The 1,746-nt window shown below is 70.8% G+C and carries 2 protein-coding genes; one reads left to right on the forward strand and one right to left on the reverse strand.

Features of this window, described 5'->3' with window-relative positions:
• Positions 1 to 174: 174 nt before the first annotated feature.
• Complete coding sequence (locus AOK11_RS19410) at positions 175 to 1,326, reverse strand: acyl-CoA dehydrogenase family protein (RefSeq protein WP_055594983.1); 1,152 nt, start codon at positions 1,324 to 1,326, stop codon at positions 175 to 177.
• Between the two features lie 60 nt (positions 1,327 to 1,386).
• Here AOK11_RS19410 and AOK11_RS19415 point away from each other — a divergent pair.
• A partial coding sequence (locus tag AOK11_RS19415) for a TetR/AcrR family transcriptional regulator (RefSeq protein ID WP_206188883.1) occupies positions 1,387 to 1,746 on the forward strand: 360 nt, incomplete at its 3' end.

Consider the following 1,746-nt stretch of genomic DNA (forward strand, 5'->3'; position numbering starts at 1 on the left):
TGTGTCGCTCATGGGAACAGGGTCGGCGTCCGCGGCGCTCCGCACATCCGTCGGGATACTCAGATCCGCCACGGACCGGCTACTCAGACCGGCCGGTCCGTCTCCTCCCCCTGATCCGCCCCGTCCCGCCCGGTCCGCCCCTTCCGTACGGTCCCGCCCGGCGGTCTCCCCGTCTCAGAACGCCGAAACCCCGGTCAGCGCACGGCCGATGACCAGTTTCTGGATCTGGCTCGTGCCCTCGTAGAGTGTCATGACGCGGGCGTCGCGCAGCAGCTTGCCCGCCGGGTACTCGTCGATGTAGCCGTAACCGCCGTAGACCTGGAGGGCGTTGTTGGCGGCGCGGACGGCCGCCTCCGAGGCGAAGAGCTTGGCCTTGGAGGACTCGACGGCGAACGGCTGCCCGCGGTCGATCAGGTCGGCGACCCGCCAGGTCAGCAGCCGGGCGGCGTCGACGTCCACGGCGATGTCGCTGATCAGTTCCTGGACGAGTTGGTGATGGGCGATGGTCTTCCCGAACTGCTCGCGCTCCCCCGCGTACCGCACGGCCGCGTCGAGCGCGGCCTGGGCGATGCCGACGCAGCCCGCGGCGACCGACATACGGCCCTTGGCGAGGGCGGACATGGCGACGGAGAAGCCCTTGCCCTCGGGGGCCAGCATCGCGGACGCGGGCACGCGTACGTCCTCCAGCACCAGCTCGGCGGTGGCCTGGCCGCGCAGGCCGAGCTTGCCGTGCAGGGTGCGACGGGTCAGGCCGGGGGTGTCGGCGGGCACGAGGAAGGCGGACACGCCCTTGTGCCCGGGGGCGTCGGTCGACCGGGCGAACAGCAGGACGACATCGGCCCAGGTGCCGTTGGTGATGAACATCTTGGTGCCGTTGACGACGTAGTCGTCGCCGTCGCGCACCGCCCGGGTGGAGAGGTTTCCGGCGTCGGAACCGGTGCCCGGCTCGGTGAGGCCGAAGCAGCCGACGTACGTGCCGGAGGTGAGCCCGGGGAGCCAGGTCCGCTTCTGCTCCTCGCTGCCCCACGCGGCGACGGTCTTGGCCACCAGCCCCAGGGACACGGAGACGATCCCGCGCACGGAGGAGTCGCCGCGGCCCAGTTCCTCGGTGACCAGGCAGTACGCGAGATGGTCGCCGCCGCAGCCGCCGTACCGCTCGTCGATCGTCAGCCCGAGGAAGCCGAGGTCGCCGAGTTTCTTCACGATGCCCCGGTCGACCTCCTCGGCACGGTCCCAGGCCGTGGCGTGGGGCACGACCTCACGCTCGACGAAGTCCCGGGCGAGCCGGCGGACGGCGTTCTGCTCCTCGCTGAGCTCCAGGTTCATGACAGTCACCCAACCCCGGGATTTTAATTACCACTGCTAGTTTTCTGGTCCAGCCCTACTATGTGCGCCATGGCCCGACCGCGCAAGCCCTTGCTCAGCACCGACCGGATCGTCGAAACGGCACGGGAGCTCGTGGACACGGAGGGCCTGGCGGCCCTCTCCACGCGCCGGCTGGCCGCACAGCTGGGGGTCAGCGGGCCCTCGCTCTACAACCACTTCCGCACCAAGGACGAGATCCTGGAGGCGGTGGCCGACTCGGTGAGCGCGCTGGTCGACCTGTCGATGTTCGAGGACGGCCGGGACTGGCGGACCGCGCTGCACGACTGGGCCGTCTCCTACCGGACGGCGCTGCGCGCCCACCCCAACATCGTGCCGGTCCTGGCGCGCGGCCCCGGCCGCCGCCAGGACCGGCACGATGTT

Origin of the sequence: Streptomyces hirsutus, assembly GCF_001418415.1 — a bacterium.
Lineage (GTDB): Bacteria > Actinomycetota > Actinomycetes > Streptomycetales > Streptomycetaceae > Streptomyces > Streptomyces hirsutus.

Bases quoted from the DNA above. Each gene is read 5' to 3' on its own strand.
- AOK11_RS19410 (WP_055594983.1), bottom strand. From the start codon at position 1,326: ATGAACCTGGAGCTCAGCGAGGAGCAGAACGCCGTCCGCCGGCTCGCC.